3 protein-coding genes are annotated in these 1,342 nt (G+C 49.3%); all 3 read right to left on the reverse strand.

The window, feature by feature from the left end:
* Positions 1-323 (reverse strand): gamma-glutamyltransferase (locus R7P72_RS24555; protein ID WP_318110905.1); only part of this gene is annotated, 323 nt, incomplete at its 3' end.
* A 110-nt stretch (positions 324-433) separates the two neighbouring features.
* Positions 434-1,093: a LysE family translocator gene (locus R7P72_RS24560; RefSeq protein WP_318110906.1), complete on the reverse strand. Its 660-nt coding sequence runs from the start codon at positions 1,091-1,093 to the stop codon at positions 434-436.
* Between the two features lie 91 nt (positions 1,094-1,184).
* Positions 1,185-1,342: helix-turn-helix domain-containing protein (locus R7P72_RS24565; RefSeq protein WP_318110907.1), on the reverse strand; the 158-nt coding region annotated here is incomplete at its 5' end.

The raw sequence follows: 1,342 nt of genomic DNA on the forward strand, positions 1-1,342 counted from the left end.
TGTTCGCCATCCCAATACACCAAAAATGCGCCGCCACCAATGCCGGAAGATTGTGGTTCGACTAAGCCAAGCATCAGTTGTACCGCCACCATAGCATCGATGGCATTGCCGCCTTGCTCCAGTACATCAGCACCAGCTTGGGTGGCGATTGGGTTCGCTGCTGTCACCATATAGTCTTTGGCTTTGACCAGTTGTTTGTGCTCAAGCCCAGTACTTTGCTCTGGGGCAATCGCATCGGTGGCTTGGTTTGCAAACGCGGTGTGGGTGATAGAGGCGCTAAGAAAAAGACCCGTAGACACGAGTCGGTTGAACGTCCAATGCATGATGACTCTCCATGTTGCCAGTTTGATTGTTCAGCTTGGCAGCCATAGAGAAGATCGTCGAGTCAGCGTTTTAATAAATGTCGGGTGTGCGACGCTTTTAAATCAGAGAGTTAACCGATTAACGTGCTGATGGTTTGCACCAAGATACTGCCGCCAACGAGGGTAAACACCACACCACAGATGCCATCGATGTAGATGCCTGCTTGTTGTAATCGACGTTGTAAACGTTGCGTTGAGAGCATCCACGCCAAGCTGGAAAACCAAACCAGAGACAAGCTGAACAGGATAACTAACGCGATGCTTTTGCCTGAGACCGACATTCCGGCTGGCACCAAGCTCGACATCAAGCTGATGAAGAAAACCAGTGCTTTGGGGTTGAGAATGTTGGTAGCAAAACCTTTGGCAAAAGCCTGACGTTTGTTGCTGATCACGAAGCTGTTTGTTTTATTTTGTTGATCCGTTTGCGGGTTTTTGAGCGTAGCGATCACGCCGCGCAGGGCGACAACACCGAGGTAAAGCAGGTAACTGCCACCTAGCAGTTGTAATACCGAATACAGCAAAGGATGTTGATGCACAAGGTAGCTCACACCAGTCAGGCTGAACAACGAGTGCAGCAAAATACCAACGGATAAGCCAAGAGCGATGTATAAGCCCGTCTGGCGACCATGACGCGTGGCATTTTGCACCACTAATGCGAAGTCGGGGCCTGGGCTCATTAAGGCAATAAAGTGAATGCTGGCCAATGTCAGCAGGATAGTGGATTCATTCATAACACATCTCAAAGATTACCAATGCAGCTATTGTGGAGGCTTGTTGTGGCATGCGCTTGTAAAAAACTGACAGCCTAAGATGAGCGTGCTGTTATCGAGTGACTTGAGACGGAGAGACGCCATAAGTCTGCTTAAAGGCTTTGCTGAAATGTGCCTGATCGTAAAAACCAATTTGATGCGCGACTTCAGTGCCGCATTGTCCTGCTTGTAGTAGCTTCATCCCTTGCTCGAGTCGTAAACGGGCAAACC

Origin of the sequence: Vibrio sp. Vb0888 (genome assembly GCF_033338835.1) — a bacterium.
GTDB lineage: Bacteria > Pseudomonadota > Gammaproteobacteria > Enterobacterales > Vibrionaceae > Vibrio > Vibrio alginolyticus.

Bases quoted from the DNA above. Each gene is read 5' to 3' on its own strand.
- R7P72_RS24560 (WP_318110906.1), bottom strand. From the start codon at position 1,093: ATGAATGAATCCACTATCCTGCTGACATTGGCCAGCATTCACTTTATT.